Here is a 22,578-nt window from a genome sequence, read left to right as displayed (position 1 = left end):
GTGGTTCACCTGCCTTTGAAGTGGGTGCCGGGCTAGTGTTTGGCTTACATTCTGCTGCATGGGTCCTTATTCCATTCTGATCGGCCTGAGTCTGGCCGTTATACTTTCGTACCTCTTCGATCTGGCTGCCAGGGCCACCAAAGTGCCGTCGGTGCTAATGCTGCTGCTCGCGGGCATTGCGCTGCGCCAGTCCGCCGACTACTTCGATATTGCCTTGGGCATTCCGAAGGTGGTATTGGAAATATTCGGCATCATCGGACTGATCATGATTGTGCTGGAAGGCGCCCTGGATTTGAAAATCAGTCGGGATAAAGCGCCCCTCATTCGGCGTTCGTTTTTCGCGGCTATTCTGATACTGGTGGTGCAAGCCCTGGTTATTGCCTTGATTCTGCATCTGTGGCTGCAGGTTAGTTTTCAGAGCTGCCTGGTAAATGCCATTCCGCTGGCCGTTATCAGCTCGGCCATTGCCATTCCCAGCGTAGCCAACCTGCGCGGCGAAAAGCAGGAGTTTATCGTGTACGAAAGCACGTTCTCCGACATTCTGGGCATTATGTTCTTCAACTTCGCCCTTCAAAAAAACTTTGCTCAGGGAGCCTCGGTCCTCACGTTTGGGGCCGATGTGCTGGCGGTGCTGGTGGTGGCGGTGCTCAGCACAGCCGCGCTAGCCTTCCTGCTCGGTCGAATCCGGCTGCACGTCAAGTTCTTCCTTATTCTGGCCTTCCTGATCTTGCTGTACAGCCTAGCCAAGAAGCTGCATTTGTCGTCGTTGGTGCTGGTGCTAGCCTTTGGCCTAGCCGTAAGCAACGCCGAGCAGTTTCTGAAAGGCCCCTTGCGGCGCTGGTTTCATCCGGAGCGCCTCAGTGAGGAGGTGCACCAGTTGCGCAGCATCACGGCTGAGTCGGCGTTCCTGATTCGTACGTTCTTCTTTCTGCTGTTCGGATTCAGCATTGAGCTTAACAGTGTTCTGAGTCCGGCATTGATTGGGCAAGGCATTTTAATTGTGGCCGCCCTCACCGCTATCCGCTTCTTTTACCTTCGCTACATTGCCCGCACCGACCTGGTACCCGAGCTGTTTATTGCCCCCAAAGGCCTGATTACGATCCTGCTATTCTACAGCATTCCGCAGCAGCACCTTATCGGGCAAGTCAGTGAGAAAATCCTGTTCGTGGTAATTCTGCTGACCGGAATTCTGATGATGATCGGGCTGCTGATGGCCAAAGAGGAACCCGAAATAGGCGAGTACTAGGTGCGCTACTGAGGCAAAGGTGTCCGGGAAGAATCAAACCAACTTGCTTGATCTGGTGCTTACGCAGCTGACGTAACTCGCCTGACTAAGGTTGGGCTAGTGCGTTACCCTAGCAAATAGAACGTCCTGCTGAGCGGAGTCGAAGCATCTCTACCACTTTGTCCTTACGACATGAGTTAGCCAGCGGTAGAGATGCTTCGGCTCCGCTCAGCAGGACGTTCTTGAATTTTCGGATGTTATTAAAACAGAGACAGGTTGGCAAGTCAAAAAAAGCTAGGTCTGCTACCTCCATTAACTGTCTTTGATCAGCTGGCGGCGGTAGTTGGCCAATATGGTGGATTTGAGCAGAAAGCCCAGGTACCGATCGTCGAGACTGATGACGGGTAAGGCCCAGGCGCCTAGCTGCTCCATGCAGCGCAAGGTGTCCAGCAGGGTATCATCGGGGCGGACAATGGCCGGCGCATCGCTCATCAGGTCGCGTACGCGGGTGGTGTTGTAATGCACATCGTCGAAGAGGGCGTCGCGCACTGTGTCTAGGCTCACGATGCCGTGCAGATGGCCCTCCGAATCAACCACCGGAAACAGATTGCGGGTAGCGTGGCGGAAGGTTTGCACCAGCTCACCGAGGGTATCATCCGGGTGCACCGGCAAGAAATCGGTTTGCAGGAGCGTGGTTACATCCAATTGCGCCAGCAGACTTCGGTCGCGGTCCTGGTTTACGTACACGCCGCGCTGCACCAGCTTACGGGTATATACTGAGTAGGGCTCGAAGTAACGCGTAATCAGGTACGAGCCCGACGTGACCACCATCAACGGAACAAACAAGGCGTATCCGCCCGTAATTTCGGCAATCAGGAAGATGCCCGTCAGGGGCGCGTGCACAACGCCGGCCAGGGTGCCGGCCATGCCCAGCACAATAAAGTGTACTTCGGAGATAGGGTAGAGGCCGCTCATGTTGATGAGACGGGCAAACACAAAACCGCACAGCGCCCCCGCAAACAACGAGGAACCAAACATCCCGCCGTTGCCGCCCGAGCCAATGGTAATGGTAGTAGCTACTACTTTCAGCAGCATACTGCCCGTGGCCACCAACAGCACCAGCCACACACTCTGCTCATGAAATACATCAAACAGCGAGTTATCAACGAGTTGCTCGGCGCGGCCACCTAGCAGGAGCTGCACAATATTGTAGCCCTCGCCATACAGCGGCGGAAACAGAAATACCAGGCCGCCCAGGGCCAGGCCGCCCAGCACCACCTTACGGAAGCTGCCCGGTATATGCTCAAAATACGCATCGGCCCAGAAGTACACCCGGATCATGTACACTGACAGCAGGGCCGTAAACACGGCCAGCATCAGGTACAGCGGCACGGCATCAACGGGCCAGCTGGTAGTAATGAGCACGAAGGGCTGGCCCGCATACAGTGCCTTCGATACCACGGTAGCCGTAGCCGACGAGATGAGCAGCGGCACAAAGTACGCCGCCGACAGCTCGGAAAGGATGACCTCAACGGCAAACAGTACCCCCGCAATAGGCGAGTTAAAGATGGCTGCTACCCCCGCCGCGGCCCCACACCCCGTGAGCAGGCGCCGCTCCCGCCGCCCAATACGCAAGATGCGCGAAGCGTTGGAGCCAATGGCCGAGCCCGTAACAGAAATAGGAGCCTCCAGACCCGCCGATCCGCCAAACGTAACCGTCAGGAAAGACGAAACCAGCTGGGAATAGAGCTTGCTGCGCGGAACCACGCTGCCCTGCCGGGCAATATTGTAGATGATAGGCCCAATACCACGGCCCAGGTTGCCGTCCAGAAAGTACCTAGTAAACAGCACCGTGAGAGCAATGCCGATGATGGGGTAGAAGGAGCTGGAAAACACCCGGTACTGCGTTGGAACCCAGGCATTGAGCAGGCTCTGCGAGTCATGGACCAGCGTTTTGAGCAATACTGCCGCCAGGCCCGCCAGCACCCCTACCACAATGCTCACCAGGATAATGTACACCCGGTCGCTGACGTGGCGCAGGCGCCACAGCAGCAACGGGCGAAGCAGGCGGTGAATGGTGTTTTGGGGCATGGGCGAATAACCTCAGCAGTAAGCGAATTTACGCTGCCGCTGCCTGACGCTGCAACCTAGCGAAAAAGCCGCTAGGGCAATAACTTTTCCTTGACTTAGCAACGGCAGCTAACGCCCGCTAGTGTACTAGCCCCAACAACCACACCAACCTGCCTACTGCCCCAGGGTAGGTACGCCCAGGCCAGCGCCCAGCAACTCCTGTTTTACTTCCTGCATCACGCGGCTTTTTTGCTGCAGCACGCCCCGGCGGTAATCCTCCGAGTCAGCCCAGAAATACACCCGCAAGTCAGCCACGGTAGTAGTGGCTTTTTCAAGGTTTACGTACGGGGCCCGCGGGCTCTGCTGAATGTCAGGAATGGTGCGCAGGTGGTTCAGAATAAGGTTAATGGCGACATCTGGCATCACATCAGGTCCTAGCTCTACACTCACCAGGAAGTCCTGGCGCAGGTTGCCGTCGCGGGTGTAGTTGATCAGGGGCTCCTTAAGTACCATGGAATTGGGTAAGAAGATGTGTTTACCATCAAAGGTGCGAACGAGGGTAGTGCGCAGGTTAAGCGCCTCCACGTGCCCAATGAGGTCCTTTATCTGCACAGTGTCGTTGATGTGGAAGGGCCGGTTGAAGGCTAGAATGACGCCGGCCAGAAAGTTCTCGGCAATGTCCTTGAAGGCAAAGCCTACAATAAACGCCGATACTCCTGCGGCGCCTACTATGCTGCCCACCATCCCGGAAAACCCCAGAATGTTGAGGGCCACGACAATACCCACTAGCACCACCAGCCACTTGCTAATGTTGGCCAGAAAATCAGGCAATAAGGGGTCGGAGGAGCGACTACGCAGGCGGCTGCCTAGTAAGGCACTAGCCCGGTTCGCCACGAAAACCGCCAGAAACAGCAGTACTAGCGCAACGGCCAGCTTCGGCAACAAATACAAAAACTGCTCCCAGTAGCTGGACAGCACCCGAGTTAAATCTGTTAGCAACATACGCACTCAAAAACTCCAACAGTACAAAACAAAGCCCCGCAACCACGGGGGCAGCGGGGCGGCACGAGGGGGTATACGCGCCAAATGGGAGGCAAGGTTGGGGTTACGCGTGGGCCGGGCGGTTCATCCAGCGCCAGAAAACCAGGCCGCCTACGGCATACGCCGCCGCATCCCAGGGGTCGGGCGTGGCGGTGGGGCGCCATATCGGCAGCAACAGTTCAAACCCCACCACCACGGCCAGCCACGTGCTGAAAACCCAGGAACCGGGCAGCACAAAACCGGGCTTCCGGAAATAGACCCGCCGCATATACCACAGTGCCAGGGTTAGCAGCAGCGGCAGGGCTAGCACATCAGCTAGGTACGAGTTGAGTAATGAGGGCAATGGCACCTGCACTAGGCGGCGGTTACCCTGCAAAACCACATATAGTCCTGCGCCCGCCACAAACAGCGGCTGCCGCAGCTCCGCGGGCCAGCGGCTCCTCATCCGGCCGCGGCCGCCACCAGCCAAAGCAAAAACGACACGATGGCCGCAAACGCCAGCTGCCCGCCCCGCACGATGTACTTAAAAAACTTCACTGCCGCGTTGTCATCGGGCTTTATTTCGATGAGCAGCAGCGGCGAAACCGGTTCATCGGCCAGCTGCTGCCGCTCCTCGTTGCTGGCCACCCGATAGGGCTCCAAGACCTGCCCGCAGTGCTGGCACAGGTCGGTGGGCTGTTGGTGCCACTCGGTCCATTGGCCGCAATGCGGACATTTTTTGGTTGCAGTCATAGGCATAGCAAGAACGCAGGGATTTTGGACGTTCTAGTGCAAAGTAACGCGTTTTGTTATGGTACTCATGGCCGTTTGAAGCACAACTACATACAGCCCAGGCTGGTTGGTCGCTAAATTTACTGTGAGGGCTGCCGGCGAATTACGCCGCATATTTTCTTGGAAAATCAGGCTCCCGACGGCATTAAATACCCGTACTTGTTGCACCGCAACATCCGCCTTCTGCCAGTCGATAGTAAACAGGCCGGCCGTAGGGTTGGGGTACACCTGGATTGCCGAAAAGGCATCAGCAGTAGCAGTGGGCGTCAGGACCGAGACGGTAAAGGGCATGGCAGACTGGCCAGTTCCGCCGGCCCCCGATACAGTAATAGGTCCGGAGCGTGCCCCTTCAGGTACGAGCACCTCTAGGCGCTCAGCGCTGGCGTTGAGAACAGTAGCGGCGGTGCCCTGAAAATAAACCGTATCGGTGGCCCCACCAGCCCGGAAATTTCGCCCCGTAAGAGTAACGGAGGAGCCAGGTTTGCCTGTTGTAGGGCTGAAACTGGTAAGTACGGGAGCCGGAATAAAGGTAAAGATGCCCGCACTTTTGGTGGCGCCTTCGGGGGTGAGTAGCTGAATGGGAGCCGTAGCGGCATTAGCCGGAACGCGCACAGTAAGCGAAGTAGAGGTAGCACTCAGAACCGGAGCCGCCACTCCCTGAAATAGCACGCGGTTGCTGGCTGGGGTTGGCGAAAAATGCTTTCCCGTAAGCGTAACCAAGGTGCCTACGCGGCCCTGCATCGGTGAAAAGCTCAGGATACTAGGCGTCACGATAACCTGCTGGGGCTGCAGCCGAATGGCCGGATTAACAGTGAGTGGAACATCAAAAATTCGGTTTACAGTCGTGTTGGTCCGGACGGGCTCGTTGTAGTCGAAGAAGATGTCCGCTACGTTATCAATACGGGTTTTAGGTGCCAGATCCGCTTTTGGCTTCACGCTGAACTGTACAAATCCGTTGCTGCCCAGCACATCCCGGGTGCTGTCGGGCAGCATAATATTATCGAAGGTAAACGTCAGGACCGGGCGGTTCTTACCGGATACATTCAGGCGGTAGGGGTGCGAGGAAGACTCTAGTTTTAGGGTACTTACATCGAGGTCGGCGGCTAGGGTATCCACTACCTCTACGCGGTAGGCCACATCCGTACCGGTGTTTTGGAACCTGAGCTGGTAGCGCAAGGGCGTGTTAGTAGGCGTGTAGTGCTCGGCAGTGAGGCCAATGGGAGCAACCTGCTTGTCGTTGGGGTCAAAGGAATCCACGATAGGCTGGCAGTCAACGGCTTTTTCCGGCTCGGTATCATCCAGTGGGAACGCCTGCATGCTGGCGCTCGGAACACCATCTGTCACACGGTTGGCCAGTTCTACATTGGCGCTGGCCATCATTTTCAGCGGGTGGCCCTGGGGCTGGTCGGCCTCCACCCGCACCACCCGGCCGGTGGCGGGCACTCGCAGCACTAGGCTGTCAGCAGCGGCCAAGGAATACCGATGCACCAACGCCAGTTGCGCATCCTGGTACACCCGTAGGTTGAGGCCGTCGGTGGTGGCGGCTTTGCCGGTATTGGTTACCGTGAAGCGCGCTTGGTTACTAGCCTCCCCGGTGCCACTAACCGTGATGGAAGCCGCGTTCCAGCTGGGTGAGCCGGAATATGTATTGGCGGGGGTAATCCAAGCTTTGGTGCAAACCGTCAGGCCCCGGATGGCAGAGTTGCCGCACGCTACGGAGTCCTGAATCAGGATGGTGCCGTGTTGATTGGGCGTGAGCGTGCCCACCTCAAACTGGTAGTAGCCCTTCGCCGTGCGGGTATAGGGCGCGTTGGCTGCTACCAGCACCACATGCTCCGGTAGCTCCACAAGCACTTTGGCATTGTTGGCGGCCGCAAACCCGCTATTGCCATACGATACGGTAGTGAGGTTGCGGAAGCACCGCCGGCGCCGGTTCGAAGCAACGTTGACAGTCAGATGCGGAGTAGCAGAAACAAAGTTGCCGAAGTTTGGCCCGGCTACGGTGGTGTTGTACGTACCCACGCGCACCTTCTGGCTGGTGGCGCACGTCACCTGAATCTGGCGGCCGGGCTCACTGGGTACTAACTGCCGCACAGTGTACGTGCCGGTATCGACGGCCATGGTATAGGTGCCATTCTCGTCGGTGAGGCCGTAGTAGTTGCCGGGCTCCGCTACCACTAGCATCCCCTTCATGCCGGGGGCGGTTTGGCTGGCGCAGGTAAAGGTCTGATCCTGAAAAACGCGTCCGGATATCAGGGCTTCTGTGACAGCGGTTGGGCTGGGCGCCGTGAAGAGGTGTACGGCATCCCGGTCTTTATTGAGAGCTAGCAGGCGGGTGCCTTTGAGGTTCACGGAGGGGTAGCAAAACATGCCCGGTATGCGCTGCCCAGGCTGGCCATCGGGGCCATACACTTGCACAAAGGCATCAAGGGTAGAACTCAGAAATGCTGTGCCTTTGGCATCTACGCTCAGCCCAACCGTGCACCTTGGGTACGTGTCATCAATGGCGCTGAGGTTTTTCGTCTCACGTAAAAAACGGCCATCCGAAGTGAATTTTTGCAGGCGGTGTCCGTTGATATCCGCCACGTATACATACCCCCTGATATCCACGGCCAAAGCCATCGGAAACTCCAGTTGCCCCGCCCCGCGCCCTTTGGCCCCAAATCGAAGCAGCTGCCGTCCAGAGGAATCGAACTTATAGACAAGTCCTTCAAAGCCGTTCGTGATGTACAGGTCGCCGGCAGGGCTAATGGCCAGGCTCGCTGGCCACAGATAGTCATTAGAAATCGGAATCGGAATGGTTGTTATGTAGCGTCCTTGGGCGTTGAACTTGTTGATAGCAACCTTTTGAGCATCATAATCAAAATACAACGCATACACATTATCGCTAATGTCCGTAGCTAGGGTCAGCATTCGGTCATTTATTGAAAACTGCTTGGCTGCGCCTGCCTCCGGAAACCGGTTGATTTCCTGCCCAGCGGCATCATATTTTCGTAGCTGCCTCTGCAGAGCCTCATACACGTAGTAGTTGCCCAGCTTGTCCTGGGTAAGGCAGTTCTGGCTGGTTTGGTTGCCCCATTGGGCTAGCTGCTGCCCTGCAGTGTTCAGCTTGAAAAGCCGGGAGCCTCCTGTATAGTCGTAGCGGTTGGTGGCGCGCGCAGTAGTTACATAAAGGTTGTCTTCCTGGTCAAACGTCAGGGCATAGGTTTCCGCCTCAACGCTCAGGCGTAGTAGATTCTGGTAAATTCCGTTCGAGTCAGATTTGCTGATGGCAATACCATTTAACGTATACACATTGCCTGACGCATCAACCGCTAGGCTTGGATGCGCACTGTCCGTATACGATTGGTCTTTTACAGAAAAGGAGCGTTGCTTTTTGCCCGTAGCTGCGTCGAGAACTGTAACAGTATGCCCGTAATCCAGACAAAAAACGAGCCCTTGCGAATTAATGGCTATGTCTCGGCCACCTGATATACCGAATACCCCTCCTGTCGTCCAATAGTCTCTGGGGTCATACACCCACTGCAACTGAGCTTGAGCATTGAATTTAAGAGTCCGGAGAGGCTCTAGGGCGTACACGTTGCCGGCCGCGTCCACTGTTAAGCTTTCCGGATAACTGTCGCGGTAAGCATAGTCATTAGAAACCCAATGCGGATGAGTGAACGTCAGCAGCAACTGACCGCTGGGGCTAAACTTGCGGACCTCGCGGGCTCCTCGGTCGGCCACATACAGGTTGCCCGCTGCGTCGGCGCCAATGGCCCTGATATTTGCCAACTTTGCTTTGTTGGGGTCGGGACTTTTGGGATCTAGCTGGGCTACGAATCGGCCTTCCGCATCCAGCTGAGTGACAAGCCCGTTATCGAGAATATAGATATAGCGGTGCGCCGCCGCGGCTACATCCTGCGGGTTTTCAAGCGGCGTCCCGAAAACCGTGCTTAACTGGAAAGTAGAGGGCGTTTGCGCCCAGCTGGCAAGCGGCAACAGCAGCAAGCAGCACACTACATAAAAAATACGCATCTAAAGGCAGGCGGATAGAAGTCGAATCGATAGGATAGGTTCAGATGAGTAAATAGGCTAGTAAAACGGGGTTACAGCTCCATAATGTCCTCGTTCCAGAGGGTGGGCTCGTCGCGGATGAAGTCTTTCATCATCTGCACGCATTCCGGTAGGTCCAGAATTACTACTTCCACCCCATGTGATTCCAGAAATTCCTTGGACTCGCCGAACGTGCGGGCTTCGCCTACTACCACCTTCGGAATCTTGAACTGCACGATGGTGCCGGCGCACATATAGCAGGGCATCAGGGTAGTGTACAGCACCGTGTCGCGGTAGGAACGCTGGCGGCCGGCGTTAAACAGGGCATCCATTTCGCCGTGCTTGATGGGGTTATCTTCCTGCACGCGCTTGTTGCGGCCACGGCTTACGATTTCGTCGCCACGGCGCAGCACCGAGCCAATCGGAATACCGCCTTCTTTTCGTCCTTGAAGGGCCTCCTCAATGGCGGCCTGCATGAATTTGTCCATAATATCGTGCGTAGTGAGGTACAGGCTTGAAAGGAAGCTAGTAATCTTGCAAAGGTATTTTTTATGGGGCAATAAGAGCTGTGCACACTAGAGTTATGCAAGAACAATTTACCCTTCGCCTGCTAGGCCTGCACTGGCTCGAAACCCTGTCGGCGGCGGAAGACCGCTGTGCGCATAGTAAAGTAGAGGCTATCCTTGGCGGCGAGGTATTGTCGGATAGCACCAGCACCAGCTGGACGGTAAGCGCGGCGGGATTGTTTCTGCTTCGGACGCTGACAACCAATCATACACCGGAACACCCAGTCGGCGACCAGCTCTTGCCATGCTGTGGCTTCACGATGTGGCCGGACGTAACCAGTGACAACGTGTTAGTGCTGGGGTGCCCAAATGGGGTAGATTGGAGCGTAGAGCATCAAGGAAATGAAGTGCGGCTATGCGCGGCGGCTGGCCCGACTATAGTTATTCCACTAGCTGAATATCAGACGCAAGTGCTGCGGTTTGCTGATGAAGTAGAGCAATTTTATTTTAAGAGCGAGCCCAAAGAGATTCCTGAGGATGAAGAGGACGCAAAGGGCTACGAGCTCTTCTGGGCCGAATGGCGCCGACGCCGGGCGCAATGGCCCGCTTAATTAAAAACGTGCTTACCTAGCGCAAATGCCTTTGTAGGGGCAATACTGACACTTAACCTGGTCGTCGGTTTTACGGATAGGTTCTTCAGGGTCGAGGATGCGGTTGACGAGCTGACTGAGCAGTTGCTCGCTGTGCTGCACAAAATCTTGCCCGTCGGCCGTCAGAAAGCTCATATCCGCCGACATGGGGCCGGCGCCGAGGTTGCGCAGGGAAATGATGGCGGCATCGGCGGCGGGGCGGCCACCTTGGGCCAGCAAAAAGCGGTAGAGCCAGAGCTGGCGCACTTTATCGGCGGCTGGGGTGGCGTCGGTAAGCAGGCGCTGCACGGCCTCGGCAGGGCCTTCGCCGCGCTTGAGCAGTTGCAGGTGGTACTTTTCTACCATGCCCGTTTTGTAGTCTACAACCCGCAGGCGGCCGTCGGGTAGCTGGTCCACACGGTCGGCGAAACCCACCAGGCTCACGGGTAGCTTTTCGCCGCTGGGCAGGGGCACGTACACGGTAGTTTGCAGGGCTTCTTCCTGGCTCTGGACGAGCAGGGGTAAGGCATCAGGCTGTTCGAGCAAACTTTCGAGGTAGCGGCGCACGAGCTGGCTGGCCACCTGGCCCAGCACATGGTTCAGGCCCTCATCGGCGCGGGCGTGGCGGCCGTCTTCTTCTCGGCGCAGCGCTTTGGCAACCATGATGGGAGCCAGCTTCACTAGGCCCGGTATGTCGGCGGCCATTATGGGCTGCTGGTTCTGCTGGAAGGGGCCAAGCAAGTCTTCCAGCGCCTCGTGCACCACGGTTCCGAATCCATCGGGACCTAGGGCTTCTTCCACCTCGTCGTTTTCGCGGAAGCGGGCTACGCGTTGGAAATAGAACTGCAGGGAGCAGTTCAGGTATTGGTTTAAGCCCGTCGGCGACAGGCCTTTGGTTAGGACGCCGCGCAGGGCCAGCAGCATGCCCGCATCCTTTTCCAATACTAGGTCGGTGGTTTCGTTGGATGCTTCCAGGGCCGATGCGCCCGCGTGCGTTGGTGGCTCCGTGGCTTCCGGCTCCGCCGACGTCACCGTCAGGTCGCGTAGTACTAGTCCGGGGTTTTGTACGGCCAGGTCGTTTTCAATCTGAAGCAGAAAGCGGCTTCGCTCGCCAGTGCGGGTTCCTTCGGCGCCGGGCAGAATATGGAGCAGGTCAATCTGGCGGGCGCGCTGCAACAGGCGCCAGAACTGGTGGGCCGTGGCAGCTTCGTGGTCGGCGTAGGTGGGGAGCTGGAACGTGGTGAGTACGTCGTAGGGGAACAAGGAACTGTGGCGTTTGGGGGCCGGCAGCACGTTCTCGTTGCAGCTCAGAATAATGATGTGGTCGAAGTCGAGGGCGCGGGTTTCCAGTAGGCCCATCACCTGCACATCAGCAATGGGCTCGCCGCTGAAGGGTAGGCGCGTGGCCTTCATCTGCTCGTAGAGAAACCGCCGGAACGAGCGCACCGACAGGCGCTGCTCTCGGCAATCGAACACTGAATCGAGCCGCTTTACTAGGGTGAAAAACAGGTACAAGTACTCGGCCTCGATAGCCGAATGCTGGTCCTGGTAGGCTTGCTTGAGCAGGTTGATAAGGGTATAGCAGGCCGCAATAATATCGTCACAGTTATTCCAGGTGGCAAACAGGGCGTGCAGTAGCTCGTGGCCACGACCCAGCTCTACTAGCTCCTCGGCCGGCAGCAACACGGCATGGCGCTTCACAATGGTGCGGCACACGTGGTCGAGCAGGCCGTGGTATGTGGGGTCTTCTTGTTTATCGAGCCACTGCTGATAGCGGCGCAAAAACGGGTGCTGGAGCAGCTTACTGACGGCCAAATGGTGGTAGCGCGGAATGCCATAGCCGGTTTCCGGCGAGCCTTCCCGTACGCCCGTCAGGTGAACTTCAAACAGCAAATCGACGAGGTTGAACAAGGGCGTGCTCTGGAAATTGAGGCCCATGGTTACGTTGTACTCCGGCACTGCATCTAGGGGCAGGCCGTGCAGCACGGGTAGCAACAGGGTTTCATCGGGCAGGACTACCGCTACCTTGGCTTTGGGGTTCAGCCGCCGTGATTCGGCTAGCAATTGGCCCGCTACTTTGCCTTGCATACTGGCGTTGGCCACACCCACAAACCGCACCTCGCGCGGCAAGCCGCGCAGCAACTCAGCGGGGCCGCCGAAGTTCTCCCACGGCAAATCAAACAGCTCCTGGTACTCACGCAAGTGCTGACCGGCGCGGTTGGGTGAGCCGCGTTCCAGGTAAAATGCGTCGGCATCGAAGAACACCTCGGCTCGGTGAGCTTTGCGCAGCAGCCGGATCAGACGTTCCTCAGCCTTCGAGAGCAAGCCCAGCCCGATAAACACATGTTGGGGCAGCGGTTCATCTTTCTCTAGCCGGTCCTGCACGCGGTTTACAGCCAGGCGGTAGGATAGGCCCGGATAGGCCAAGTGGCTTTGCTCCATACGCCGGCGCAGGCGCCAGTACACTTTCTCGAGGTCGTCCCAGAAGCGGAAATAGGCGGCCGTAGTGCTTTGGGGGGCGGGCTCAGCACCCAAGTCCCAGCGCTCCAACGCCTTGGCCTGGCTCAGGTACTCAAACACCTTTTTGGGTGAGGCCAGGTTCTGATCGAGGCTAGAAAAGTCCTGCACCAGCAACCCCGACCACCCCACAAATTGGTCAAAATCCAGCTTGGGGTCGATGTCGCGCAGAATCTCAAACAGCAGGAGCTGCAGGGCAATGGGTTCCTCTACCTGCACGCCGGCTAGCTCCACCATGTAGTCTTCCATGGCCGCAATGCGCGGGCTCCAGACCGCTACCCCGGCTTCGGCGGCCAAGCTCAGCTCATTCTGCAAGTATACCACCGCCCGCCGCGTAGGTACCACCACCACCAAGTCCGACAACTCCCCGCTAGGCCCATACTTGGCCACCAGCTCCCGCGCCATCCGGGTAAGGAAAGGCGTGGTATCGGGGCGGTTTAGAAGAGGAGCGAGGGTAGTAGGAGCGGGAGAGGTAATCATACAGTAGTAAAGATAACGCTGGTTGCGTCGGAAACCGTTTCCTGCTGGTAGCAGGTTGCTACCTTCGTGAGTGGACTTTGTAATTAAATTTCACCCACTAATCTGTTATAGAAACCAGCTTCCTAATTTATTGCATGCCCATTCTGCCCCGGCCGGTGGCCGTGATGCGAGAACTGTAGTAAGAAAGCAATAGTGCAGCTCTCAGTATCTGCCCACTTCTGGCCTCCTGATTTTATGGGGTGTTATTACTTAGCAGAGTAACTATGAGTTGCAGCAAATGAGGTTTACAGTTCAGCAGGTGGTACGCCCCCCTGTACCTCCATCCAGCACCTCCTGGTTGGAATGGATGGAGATTAGCTTGATGCTAGTATGCACGGTACCGGTGCTCGTGCTCTTCATCAGCGCCGGCCTAGTGGCTGGGCTTATGAGTGTGGTGTGGGAAGCGAAGAACAAGCTGGTTGGTTTTTGCCAGCACTTACTAGGGCAGATGCCGATTGCGTTGGAGCCTGTTGCACCACCAGAGGTGGAAGAGCTGTTTCATAACGAGTTTGTGCATTTATGGCTGGAGAATCTGGATGAGGACGGACTAGACCAAGAGTTTACAAACTGGCGCGAGCAATGGGATGAGTTGGAATTTCAAGGCCACAGCCCACTAACCGGCCGGTTGCTGACGAAGCCGGAGGTAGTGGGCCTACACGGCCAGCTCGCATCTACGCTATGTCGGGAGGGAGCTAATGGGGTGTTTATGCAACTGCTAGAGCCACTTCCGGGCCAGGTGCCGCCGGCTACTTCCTGGCTGGTGCATCTTGAGTTTGCTTCCCTGAAATGGCAATGCCTTGCGGAAACAAAGGAATTTTATTTGTTGCCGAATGAAACGGCGGACCCTTCCATATTCAAAGGAGTAAACACTTATAGTGGCGAGGTGGAAATACAGGTTGAAACGCTGGCTTAATGCTGTTCCTTGCTTATTCTCGGCCCTTATGGCATATAATCTTCGTCGTTTACTCCCTATAGCTGCTTTCGTAATTGCCGCCTGCCAACCTGAGAAACCAGCTGAACAGGTTACTACCCCGCCGCTGGTGTCAGACTCACTGCAACCGTCTGTGGATTCTCCTGGTCAAGAGGCGTTCGATGCGGTAGACTGGATGGGGAAGGGATTACACGAAAAGGCTACCACGGACACTACCTTCCAAATTGACGGGAAGCCATACCGCCTGCGCCTGAGTGCCGAGGCCGACTCAACGCGTATGTTGCGCGTCGAGACAGATGGCATTGTAGGAACCGCTCTGGCCGCTGATAGCAACTTTGCCAACAACCAACTAGTGAAAGGGCCCACAGGCTACTACCGCGTTGTGCTGACCACAGCAGCCGGCCAACCCGTGATGCGAAAGGAGTTTCGAAAATCAGATTTCTCTAAAGTGGTTGGGGCTGATATCGTTGTGGTAAGCGCCCCAATGCCGCCCCGCTTTCTGGGCTATTATCCGGAACTAGGTGGGCTGGCTTTCTGGCAGGAAATTGCAATTCCGGGCAGCGACGTGGGTAGCTACGTTTTCTTCCTGCTGGATATGCAAGGCAACGTCCATAACATGTCCTTTGGGAACCACTTTGGGGAAGGCCAAGCAGATTGTGACCCGCTGCCCGCCCCGCACGGCGGCGCTTTTATCAGCTGCCAGCAGCTTTTGCGGGCGGGCCGCGCAGCACTACCCCTAAGAAAACCGCACGCCGACCTCGTTCTGGCTCGCTTTCTCTCTGATAGTACGCTGCTAACCATCTATCAGTACGGCGAATACATCGTGACGAATGATAGTCTTGGCAACGCGGAAAGTATGGTTTGGAAAGTGCCGCCCCACATGCGCAACAAACCCAATGCCTTTGTGCTAACCCTACAAGGCGAGAAAGTAGCCCGATTTCAGTACAATGGCTTTGCCAGCAACCTCGGGTATTATGTGCCGCGAACTTACGTGCCTGCTACTAACACCTACTACCTGCTGGATGAGGAGGGAGGATACCTACGCCTACTGAACAAGCAGAGCCCAGCAGCCACACAGGAAGTAAAATTTCGGCAAATGACCCAATTCCGGCCGCCAGTCCGGCCATCCGAAATTCAGTTTTATATCGACGCGGAAGCGACACGCTTTGAATTCTACGCGGAAAAGGACCACCCCGAGCAGCTGCGCTACCGTCGGGTAAAACTGGCAAGCTAGTGCACTAGCGGCAAGCTGTTCCTGAACCCTACCCCCTCAGAAACACGTAACCCGGTAGCACTAACCACCTGCTATTCTTTTCTGATGGATCCTACTCAACTCAGCCTTGAACTACGTCATGGCAAAAGCACCGACCTCAAACGCCGCCGCTGGATTATTGGCCTCTCCCTGCTAGGGGTGGTGGCGGGCCAAATCGTGAGCCTCTACCAAACCGGTATCATCAAGCACCTCCCCGATCCGCCCGTGGGTCCGTTTGACTCCGATAAGGTGGATGCCTCGGACTACGCCTACAAGCGTATGGATACGCCCGACGCGCTGCCCATGATTGTTACCTATGGTATTACCGCCACTCTAGCCGGAGCCGGCGGCTTGCACCGAGCCACTACCCAGCCTATGTTGCCCGTGGCTATGGGCCTCAAAACCCTGTTCGATTCGCTGACTACCGTGAAGCTGGGTCAGGAAGAGTGGCAGGAGAATAAAGCTCTGTGTTTCTACTGCCAAGTCGCCACTGTTGCCTCGTTCGCTTCCCTAGCCCTCGCCGTGCCGGAAGCCCTGAAAGGCGCCCGCAAACTGCTGGGTAAACCCTCGTAAATAAGCGTACTCTCCTACTTTAGCGCACTACCGACCTACGCCTAGACCGTTGGTAAAAGGACGGGAAGGTAGGCAACATAGCTAGGCCTACTAACAAGCCAGTTGCTAGGCCTCCAAGATGCGCTGCATTATCGACTGTGGGCTGAAACCAGCCAATTAACAGGCTGGGGCCGCCAAATAAGATGGGTACCAGAAGAAGGCCCCCTCGGTCTTCTTCTGGTATGCGTTGGCTTCCACTCATAGCAAGGGCAGCGCCAAAAAGCCCAAAAATAGCTCCGGAGGCGCCCACGCTAACTAGTTGCGGGTGCCACCATATGCTCACCAAGCTTGCCCCCAGCGCACTTATCACGAAAATCAGTACTATCCGCATGGTTCCGGCCACTGACTCCACTAGCCAGCAAATCAACGCCATAGCTACCGCATTGTAGATGATGTGAATGAGACCACCGTGCAAGAACGTGCTACTCAGCAAGCGCCACCACTCGCCTTGTTCAACAGTTGGTCTGCTTACGGCTCCCCAACGGAGCAAATCACCCGTGCGGAATGTCACAACCCCAAGTCCTGCGCCTACCATCGCCAGATATAGGAGCAGAATGCTCCCTACAAGCAGGGGAGTGGCTATATACCCAGATCTAGGTATAATGATAAGCTGTAGTTGGGGCCACAGGGGCGTGTAGCTACCACCCGTCAGCCACATTTCCCCAGAGGTAGTAGCTACTTCTGGAAACACAAACATGAATAAGTATAAGCCAAGCCCTATGCTCAGGATCCAAGCCAGCTTCCGAAGTGGGGGGAGGGTGCGCTGATCAAATGGCTCCGTTTGGAGTTCAACCAGCACCGGAGGCTCAGACGCCTGATAAAACGGGCTGCGTTGGACAGCGGTCAGAAGTTCAGCTTTGCCTTCCGCGGCAGTTACCCTGGATAAGTAACGGTAGCGCGTCAGGTCAGCAGCCCGAAACTCTGAGTCGCAGGAGGCTAGGAATATTTTATACAGCCTCTCCTTTTCTTCATTAGGGAGGCTTGCAGATATTGTCTCCGACCTTTTCCAGGCTACCCACAGCAAAGCCGAACGCGTGCTTGAATCAGCGGGGGTGGCCAGTACCGGGCAAGCAGCATAAGCATCTATACGAAGCTTGGAGTTCTTATCCGTAGGGGTAAATTGTATTTCCAGCCCGACTCCAGGCTTATAAGCATATCCCTGCCGCAGTGTGTAGAAACGTGATGGGGGTGCGTGTTTTATTTCGGTTGGCGTACGTAAGGCAGTGAGAGTGCCGGTTGCCTGAGTTAGATAGTCGCTGAGTTGGAGTGCACCCGCTCCCATAATACCGGCGGGAACCAGATAGAACAAGGTTATCCAGCGGTCATCTGAGCCCCGGTGCAACATGTTTATCCGGTTGCGCAATCCGATAAAAGCGGTGATGCTTCCCAATGCTATAGGCAGCCAAAAGCTCATTTCTGAGTTAAGATCGAAAACCTGCCAGTGCAGCGACAATAGCCAATAGAGAAGAGTATAGGTACCGAAAAATGATAGAAACAGCAGCAGCGCTGGCAGGAAAATACACCGTAGCTTAAACCCGTAATTCGCCAGCATAAAATATAGTTGTTCAGAAACGCGTGTTGGGCAACTAGTGCCCTGCGTTTATCAGGGGCTTCTTGGCTTGTTCCCCTTCGGTAGTAGGTACCACGTAGGAGGACAAGGAGCGGACCAGTAGCAGTAAACTCACCAGAATAAGAACTGCCCCCAGAATGAATGGCGCGCCGGGGAAGTAAATGGGCGCGCCGGGGCTGGTGTAGTACGAAAATAGGTTGGTCATCAGGGGCGGGCCGATGATGGAGGTTACGCTCATCAGGCTAGTGAGGGCACCCTGTAGTTCGCCTTGCTCGGTGGGTGGCACTTGGCCAGAAATGATGCCTTGCAGCGCCGGTCCGGCAATACCGCCCAGGCAATAGGGTACCAAGAAAACAAACATCATCCAGCCTTTGGAAGCGAATGCAAAGAGCAAGAAGCCAACGGCATACAGCGTCATGCCCAAAAATACCGACCGTTTCGGGCCCAGCAGCGGATTGATGCGTCGAATCAGGATACCCTGTACTAGGGCCACCAGTAAGCCCAATGCCCCCAGCGAGTAGCCAATCCAAGCTTCGTCCCACTTAAACTTCTCAATTACATAGTACGACCACGTGGATTGCGTAGCATGAGCGGCTACGTAAATGAGTAGCATAGAAGCCACTAGCCCCGTGATAACGGGGTAGCGCCGCAGCATCTTCAGGGAGCCGAGGGGGCTAGCGCGCTTCCAGTCAAAGGGGCGGCGCTTCTCCACGGGCAACGACTCAGGCAGCACAAAATAGCCATACACCACATTCAGAAGCGTGATGGCGGCGGCAGCTAGAAACGGCACCTGATGGCCAAACTTGCCCAGTACGCCGCCTAGGGCAGGGCCGATAATAAACCCCAGACCGAAGGCAGCGCCAATCATCCCAAAATTCTGGGCCCGCTCCTCCGGGGCCGATATATCGGCAATGTAGGCGGAGGCGGTGGTGAAGCTGGCCCCCATAATGCCTGCAATCAGCCGACCGGCAAACAGCCACCCGATGTTGGGAGCAAAGGCTACTAGGATGTAATCAAGCCCAAACCCCAGCAAGGAAAGGAGCAGCACAGGCCGCCGCCCAAACCGGTCAGAGAGGTTGCCCATAACCGGCGAAAACAAGAACTGCATTACGGCAAAGGCAAACACCAGCCAACCGCCTACACGAGCCGCGTCGCTGATAGTGCCGCCGGTGAGGTGGCGGATCAGTGCCGGAATTACGGGCACAATAATTCCAATACCGATGACATCCAGCAACAGCGTCAGGAAAATGAAGCCAAGCGCGGCTTTGCGTGGAGCAGCCATAGAAGAAGGCAGATAAAAGGTACGAGCTGCAAAGGTAGCCTTTCCGTTAGCCTACGGGCTAGGAAACCTTCCGCTTCGCTTTGTATAACTGATTAGCGCTGGCAGCGTGTTGCATGCCTACGCCGCAACCTAAAACACAAACACTTCTTGCGTGTCAAAGTAGTAAAGTACGCAGTGTACTTCCTCGTAGCCTAGCTGCCGAAATAGCTGGGCGTAGCGCTGCAGAGGCTGGCGGTGGCGCGGCTCGGGCGGCGGCACTTTAAAGTCGATGAGCGTAACGCGGCGGCCTGCTCCACTGGTCGTTTCGAAGACGATACGATCGGGCTTGTAGTCCTGCTTGCGCGTGCCGCCCACCAGAATTTCTCGCTCGGCCTCGGCCTCTACCTGCGCGCTGAAATAATGGCTCATTTGGGGATGCTCCGTTACTTCATGCAGGCGGCGTAGCAGCTCCGACCGCTCGCGCGTGCTCACTAGGCCTTCTGCTACTAACTGGGCCGCTACCCGGTCAATCTCCGCAGCGCGCTTTACACGGCGCAGGGCGTAATGCAGCTTGCGGTTCCATTCGCGTTGGGCCTGTTGGTCATCGAAATCGAAGACGGTGTTGGCGTGGCGCTTTAGGCGCAGCCGTTCTTCCCACGGAGTGCTTACAAGGTTGTAGAGGGGTAGGGACGTATCGGGTTGTGGCTCCTGGTTCTTGGGTGTGGGCACGAAGCCGTGCGCATCAGACAGCACGTAGGCCATCTGCTCATCGTCCCAGAGCACGGTACTGACAAGGTAGCGGTGCAGCAACTCGGCCACGGTTTTGGCTGGCTCCATCACTTCTGTTGTTTCACTATCCTTGCCGGCTTTGGTGGGTTTGGGCTTGCGGCTGATGGCGTACAGACGGTGGCGCGGCCTGGTGAAAGCCACGTACAGCATGTTCAGGCCTTCCAAAAAAGTCTTTTCGGTTTCCTCAGTGTATTGCGTAGCTAGCGGCGTGCGCAGTAGCGCCTGGGTGTGGGGCAGCACAGCTACCGCAGGCATGTCGGCAAGGGGTTTATCGGCGGTATTAGCTAGGCGTCCCCACAGCAGCGTGCCCATGTACGGCCTCAACGACCAGTCGGCAAACGGTACAATCACTACTCCATAGGCCAAACCTTTGGCTTTGTGCACCGTGGTGATGGTGATGGCGTCGCGGCCGGCGGGTGCGTTGATGCTGAGGCTGCTTTTGCGCTGGTCCCAGTAGGTGAGGAAGTTGTTGAGGTTGTTGCCAAACCGCAGGCTGTACTCCAAGGTCAGGTCCAGAAACCGGAACAGATATTCCTGCTCCGCTACCCTATGCAGAAGCCCAAACAGCCCGATAAGGCGTTCGGTCAGCTCATACAACCCCAGGTTGCCGGTTTCCCGCTCCTGCACATCGTAGCCCAGGGTGCGCAGCTCGTCAAAAAACGGCTGTACTGATTCGTCGTTGGCCAGCTCTGACCAGCGGCGGGCGCGCTCCGGGGTAGGGTCTTGGCCTCGTACTACCCTGTCTACGAGCAGCAAAGCCTCGGCCCGGGCTAGGGTATCGGCGGGCTGGTTTAGCACCCGAAATAGCGCCACCAGCAGGTTAACTACCTCGGCAAACTCCAGGGAAAGTGAGTCGGCGGAAATAATATCGTAGCCACGCTCTTTCAGGAACTTAGCTACCCGGCGGCTCTGGTCGCGGCGCCGGCAGAGCACGGCTACATCCTGCAGCCGAAACCCATCGGCCACGGCTTTTTCCACCAGCTGCAGCGCGAGGTACAGGGTGCTTTCGTTGTAGTCCAGCGTCTGGCCGGTGGCGTAGCCCGGCAGGTGCTCGGGCGTGTACGTGCCAATGGCAGCATCGTAGCGGCAGGCGGGCGCGTCATCCTCCGTGAACAGCAGCTCTACGTGGCCCGGCGTGCCCAAGGCCGTTGCGGGCGCCTGCTGCGTGAAGTCGGCATCATAAATACCCTGCACCAGTGGCAAGGAGGCGTGCGTGGCGCTGATTTGGGTGAAGAAGCGGTTGTTGAACTCGATGATGGCCGGAGCCGAGCGGTAGTTAGTGTTCAGGTTGGCCGCTACCAGGCTCTGATCCAAAGTTTGATAACGGGATGCCAGCAAATTGCGCAGCTCGTCATCGGTAGCTTTCAAATACAGCTGCTCGGTCTGGCCCTGGTATAGGCGCAGGATCTGCTCCATCTCACCCCCGCGCCAGCGGTAAATGGCCTGCTTGGCGTCGCCTACGGCCAAGCTGAGGTTGCCCCCAGCCACGGCGTTTTCTACCAGCGGCAACAGGTTATTCCATTGCAATACGGAGGTGTCTTGAAACTCATCAATCAGCAAATGCAGATACCGCTCGCCCATGCGCTCATACAGAAACGGCACGGGTTCGCGCAGCACAATTTGGGCAATGCGGCGGTTGAATTCGGCAATCAGTACTACCCCCCGGTCGCGGCTCAACTGGTCTACTGATTTGCTTAGCTCGCTGAGCAGGCTTACCTGAAAAAGATAGGGTAGCATGCCCGTTACTAGCAGATAGTCGGGTAGGAGGGTAGCGCGCATTTTCTCCACTAGCTCGTAGGCCGAGAGCAGGGCCGGCTTCACGGCATCTACCCGCGCTTTGTCGGCTGCGGTTTTCACCTTGCTGCTATACCATTTGTCTTGCTCCACGGTGGCGCGCACGTAGGAGTTGGCTTCTTTATCGGCTTGCAGGCGTTCTTCCCACCTAGTAAGGTAGCCTAGTAGGCCACTTCGGCCCTGGTACAAGTCGGAATCCGCGACGCCGGCCGTGTCAACGGCTTCCTGGGCAACCTGCGCCACCTGCCGGAAGGCATCTTCAATTTCGGCTTTGCGCTGGCGTAGGGCCTCGTGCAGGCGGCGATAATCCTGCATACTCAGTTTCTGGAGTTGCTCCACCGCTTCGTGTACCGGCTCACTAAGCAGAAACTGCCCAAACTCGACGAGCTCTTCCGGCAGGTTGTTCCAGCTGCGGCCTTCGTCGGCTTTGTTGAGGGCGAAATCAGAGATAGTGCGCGAAAGTAAAGCCGCGTTGGGGTCACGGTTTACGCGGTCGAGGAGCAGGGCTACGGCGCTTTGCAGCACGGTGGCGCTGTCCAGCTCTACCTCAAAAGTAGCGGGCAACCCTAGCTCGCGGGTAAACGCCGTAACAATGCGCTGCACAAATGAGTCGATGGTGCTGACGGCAAAATCGGCGTAGTGGTAGAGCACCAGCCGAAAGGTATGCGCCGCCCGCTCCCGCAGTACCCGTTGCCGTTCCTCAGGCGTTTCGAGGTAGGCCAGAGGACCTTCACCCGCCAACTCCTCCGCAATTTCGGTGAGCAGCGCATCTTGTTCTCCTTCTGCTAGTTGTGCAAACCGGCGTAAGGCCCCAATAATGCGCTCCTTCATCTCACCCGCCGCATCGTTGGTAAACGTGATGGCTAGAATCCGCTTGAAGTACGCCGCCTCATCAGTGCCCAGAGCCAGCTTCAGGTATTCCTTAGTGAGCTGGTAGGTTTTGCCGGAGCCGGCTGAGGATGAGTAAATGCGGAATGTGGCGGGCATTGGGGGGATAATAGGATGCGAATGAAGAAGTTTGCCCGAGGTGAATAGCCGTATATAGTAGAATCAGAG

General features: G+C 56.7%; 15 protein-coding genes. 5 read left to right on the top strand and 10 right to left on the bottom strand.

Features of this window, described 5'->3' with window-relative positions; genetic code table 11:
* Window positions 1–157: 157 nt before the first annotated feature.
* Entirely contained in the window at window positions 158–1,246 is a 1,089-nt protein-coding gene (locus tag ACYVGU_RS08080; RefSeq protein WP_460622003.1) for a cation:proton antiporter, read from the top strand.
* A 291-nt stretch (window positions 1,247–1,537) separates the two neighbouring features.
* Here the strand turns inward: ACYVGU_RS08080 and ACYVGU_RS08075 are convergent, their stop codons facing one another.
* From ACYVGU_RS08075 to ACYVGU_RS08050, 6 genes are all read right to left on the bottom strand, one after another.
* Window positions 1,538–3,316, bottom strand: a complete 1,779-nt coding sequence (locus ACYVGU_RS08075; protein WP_460611617.1) for a chloride channel protein — start codon at window positions 3,314–3,316, stop codon at window positions 1,538–1,540.
* A 153-nt stretch (window positions 3,317–3,469) separates the two neighbouring features.
* On the bottom strand, window positions 3,470–4,297 hold the full coding sequence (locus tag ACYVGU_RS08070) for a mechanosensitive ion channel family protein (protein ID WP_460621622.1): 828 nt from the start codon (window positions 4,295–4,297) through the stop codon (window positions 3,470–3,472).
* Between the two features lie 103 nt (window positions 4,298–4,400).
* The gene (locus ACYVGU_RS08065) at window positions 4,401–4,781 is read right to left on the bottom strand and encodes a hypothetical protein (RefSeq protein ID WP_460621621.1); all 381 of its coding nucleotides are present in this window, start codon (window positions 4,779–4,781) and stop codon (window positions 4,401–4,403) included.
* On the bottom strand, window positions 4,778–5,068 hold the full coding sequence (locus tag ACYVGU_RS08060; RefSeq protein ID WP_460621620.1) for a hypothetical protein: 291 nt from the start codon (window positions 5,066–5,068) through the stop codon (window positions 4,778–4,780). The genes ACYVGU_RS08065 and ACYVGU_RS08060 overlap by 4 nt, the downstream gene beginning before the upstream one ends.
* 33 nt (window positions 5,069–5,101) lie before the next feature.
* Window positions 5,102–9,124 carry a DUF7619 domain-containing protein gene (locus tag ACYVGU_RS08055; protein WP_460621619.1) on the bottom strand — a complete coding sequence of 1,341 codons (4,023 nt, stop codon included), beginning with the start codon at window positions 9,122–9,124 and terminating at the stop codon, window positions 5,102–5,104.
* A gap of 71 nt (window positions 9,125–9,195) precedes the next feature.
* Window positions 9,196–9,630 (bottom strand): nucleoside deaminase, encoded by a 435-nt coding sequence (locus ACYVGU_RS08050; RefSeq protein ID WP_460621618.1) that lies wholly within the window; start codon window positions 9,628–9,630, stop codon window positions 9,196–9,198.
* Between the two features lie 95 nt (window positions 9,631–9,725).
* On the opposite strand from ACYVGU_RS08050, the gene ACYVGU_RS08045 reads away from it, so the two are divergent.
* Window positions 9,726–10,259 (top strand): hypothetical protein, encoded by a 534-nt coding sequence (locus tag ACYVGU_RS08045; RefSeq protein ID WP_460621617.1) that lies wholly within the window; start codon window positions 9,726–9,728, stop codon window positions 10,257–10,259.
* Window positions 10,260–10,271: 12 nt separating this feature from the next.
* On the opposite strand, the gene ACYVGU_RS08040 is transcribed toward ACYVGU_RS08045, so the two are convergent.
* Window positions 10,272–13,274: a PD-(D/E)XK nuclease family protein gene (locus ACYVGU_RS08040; RefSeq protein ID WP_460621616.1), complete on the bottom strand. Its 3,003-nt coding sequence runs from the start codon at window positions 13,272–13,274 to the stop codon at window positions 10,272–10,274.
* A gap of 346 nt (window positions 13,275–13,620) precedes the next feature.
* Between ACYVGU_RS08040 and ACYVGU_RS08035 the strand changes: the two genes are divergently transcribed.
* The 3 genes from ACYVGU_RS08035 (at window position 13,621) to ACYVGU_RS08025 (ending at window position 16,069) form a co-directional block, all read left to right on the top strand.
* Window positions 13,621–14,226 (top strand): hypothetical protein, encoded by a 606-nt coding sequence (locus ACYVGU_RS08035; protein ID WP_460621615.1) that lies wholly within the window; start codon window positions 13,621–13,623, stop codon window positions 14,224–14,226.
* Window positions 14,227–14,254: 28 nt separating this feature from the next.
* Complete coding sequence (locus ACYVGU_RS08030; protein ID WP_460621614.1) at window positions 14,255–15,478, top strand: hypothetical protein; 1,224 nt, start codon at window positions 14,255–14,257, stop codon at window positions 15,476–15,478.
* Between the two features lie 84 nt (window positions 15,479–15,562).
* Complete coding sequence (locus ACYVGU_RS08025) at window positions 15,563–16,069, top strand: vitamin K epoxide reductase family protein (RefSeq protein WP_460621613.1); 507 nt, start codon at window positions 15,563–15,565, stop codon at window positions 16,067–16,069.
* 19 nt (window positions 16,070–16,088) lie between these two features.
* On the opposite strand, the gene ACYVGU_RS08020 is transcribed toward ACYVGU_RS08025, so the two are convergent.
* The 3 genes from ACYVGU_RS08020 to ACYVGU_RS08010 all read right to left on the bottom strand — a co-directional run bounded on the left by ACYVGU_RS08020 (window position 16,089) and on the right by ACYVGU_RS08010 (window position 22,509).
* Window positions 16,089–16,643, bottom strand: a complete 555-nt coding sequence (locus ACYVGU_RS08020) for a rhomboid family intramembrane serine protease (protein ID WP_460622002.1) — start codon at window positions 16,641–16,643, stop codon at window positions 16,089–16,091.
* 1,051 nt (window positions 16,644–17,694) lie between these two features.
* Window positions 17,695–18,960, bottom strand: a complete 1,266-nt coding sequence (locus ACYVGU_RS08015) for a TCR/Tet family MFS transporter (protein WP_460621612.1) — start codon at window positions 18,958–18,960, stop codon at window positions 17,695–17,697.
* A gap of 129 nt (window positions 18,961–19,089) precedes the next feature.
* Window positions 19,090–22,509 (bottom strand): UvrD-helicase domain-containing protein, encoded by a 3,420-nt coding sequence (locus ACYVGU_RS08010; protein WP_460621611.1) that lies wholly within the window; start codon window positions 22,507–22,509, stop codon window positions 19,090–19,092.
* Window positions 22,510–22,578: the final 69 nt, after the last annotated feature.

It is taken from the genome of Hymenobacter tenuis (assembly GCF_054780495.1).
Note: the sequence above shows the minus strand (reverse complement) of the source record. Positions and strands in the feature narration are given on the sequence as shown.

Coding starts and splice junctions, on each gene's coding strand:
- ACYVGU_RS08080 (WP_460622003.1), top strand. CDS start 158: ATGCTGCTGCTCGCGGGCATTGCGCTGCGCCAGTCCGCCGACTACTTC.
- ACYVGU_RS08075 (WP_460611617.1), bottom strand. CDS start 3,316: ATGCCCCAAAACACCATTCACCGCCTGCTTCGCCCGTTGCTGCTGTGG.
- ACYVGU_RS08070 (WP_460621622.1), bottom strand. CDS start 4,297: ATGTTGCTAACAGATTTAACTCGGGTGCTGTCCAGCTACTGGGAGCAG.
- ACYVGU_RS08065 (WP_460621621.1), bottom strand. CDS start 4,781: ATGAGGAGCCGCTGGCCCGCGGAGCTGCGGCAGCCGCTGTTTGTGGCG.
- ACYVGU_RS08060 (WP_460621620.1), bottom strand. CDS start 5,068: ATGACTGCAACCAAAAAATGTCCGCATTGCGGCCAATGGACCGAGTGG.
- ACYVGU_RS08055 (WP_460621619.1), bottom strand. CDS start 9,124: ATGCGTATTTTTTATGTAGTGTGCTGCTTGCTGCTGTTGCCGCTTGCC.
- ACYVGU_RS08050 (WP_460621618.1), bottom strand. CDS start 9,630: ATGGACAAATTCATGCAGGCCGCCATTGAGGAGGCCCTTCAAGGACGA.
- ACYVGU_RS08045 (WP_460621617.1), top strand. CDS start 9,726: ATGCAAGAACAATTTACCCTTCGCCTGCTAGGCCTGCACTGGCTCGAA.
- ACYVGU_RS08040 (WP_460621616.1), bottom strand. CDS start 13,274: ATGATTACCTCTCCCGCTCCTACTACCCTCGCTCCTCTTCTAAACCGC.
- ACYVGU_RS08035 (WP_460621615.1), top strand. CDS start 13,621: ATGGAGATTAGCTTGATGCTAGTATGCACGGTACCGGTGCTCGTGCTC.
- ACYVGU_RS08030 (WP_460621614.1), top strand. CDS start 14,255: ATGGCATATAATCTTCGTCGTTTACTCCCTATAGCTGCTTTCGTAATT.
- ACYVGU_RS08025 (WP_460621613.1), top strand. CDS start 15,563: ATGGATCCTACTCAACTCAGCCTTGAACTACGTCATGGCAAAAGCACC.
- ACYVGU_RS08020 (WP_460622002.1), bottom strand. CDS start 16,643: ATGGTAGGCGCAGGACTTGGGGTTGTGACATTCCGCACGGGTGATTTG.
- ACYVGU_RS08015 (WP_460621612.1), bottom strand. CDS start 18,960: ATGGCTGCTCCACGCAAAGCCGCGCTTGGCTTCATTTTCCTGACGCTG.
- ACYVGU_RS08010 (WP_460621611.1), bottom strand. CDS start 22,509: ATGCCCGCCACATTCCGCATTTACTCATCCTCAGCCGGCTCCGGCAAA.